The organism is Pseudomonas juntendi (genome assembly GCF_009932375.1).
GTDB classification, from domain to species: domain Bacteria; phylum Pseudomonadota; class Gammaproteobacteria; order Pseudomonadales; family Pseudomonadaceae; genus Aquipseudomonas; species Aquipseudomonas juntendi.
This window is the reverse complement of the sequence record NZ_BLJG01000042.1, coordinates 1-901: the sequence shown is the minus strand read 5'-3', so window position 1 is coordinate 901 and position 901 is coordinate 1. Positions and strand designations below refer to the sequence as shown.

At 60.6% G+C, this 901-nt stretch carries 1 protein-coding gene; it reads right to left on the bottom strand.

The genetic code is table 11. The features are described from left to right. The coding region (locus GYA94_RS06190) for an immunoglobulin-like domain-containing protein (RefSeq protein WP_369008864.1) at positions 1 to 901 on the bottom strand (901 nt) is incomplete at both ends.

Sequence of the window (901 nt, the reverse complement as noted above, 5' to 3'; positions counted from 1 at the left end):
AGGTCGCCTTGGCCAGACGCTTCGTCGGTTACCGATGTGCTGACAGTATTTCTGCCCAGGTTCAGTTGCTCGAACTGATCGGCGCCGGCGCCTTCGACCTTGGTCAGGCCTTGGGTGATGGTGACTGGATCGTTGACGTAGACGTTGTCTGGCGCGGTGACGGTAACCGAACCGCTGGCCTCGCCTGCCTTGACGGTCACAGTGGTGCCGTCAGTCAGGGTGAAGGTCAGGCCCTTGTGGTTGGTCACTGGCAGGCTCGGATCGGCGCTGACCAGGGTCACGGTGTAAGTGATCTTGCCGCCTTCGGCCACAGTGGTGTTATCCACAGTGAGCTGGGCAGTAACCGGGCTCTGCGTATCGGTGACCGCCACGGTAGCAGGCTGGCCGATCTGCAGGTTTTCCAGCTGCTCGCCGACCACTTCCGCCTTGGTGATGCTGACGGTGATCTTGCCTTCGTCCTTGAACACGTCATCGCCCTGCGCCGGAGCGGCGTAGGACTTGGTGGTTTCACCTGCCGCGAAGGTCAGGGTGGCACCGGTGCTCAGGGTCACGGTGAACGGCTTATCCAAAGCCTTATTCAGGGTGACGGTGAAGGTTGGTTCGGTTGCTTCGTTGACCGAGACTTGATCGGCCACGATGCTGACCTTGACCAGGTCGCCTTCGTTGTTGCCGCCTGGGTTGCCCGGTGTGCCTGGCTCGTCAGTCACGGAGGTGCTGACGGTATCTTTGCCCAGATTCAGTTGTTCGAACTGATCAGCGCCGGCGCCTTCGACCTTGGTCAGACCTTGGGTGATAGTGACCGGATCGTTGACGTAGACGTTGTCTGGCGCAGTGACAGTGGTGGTGCCGACCGATTCACCGGCTTTGACCGTGACGATGGTACCGTCGGTCAGGGTGAAGG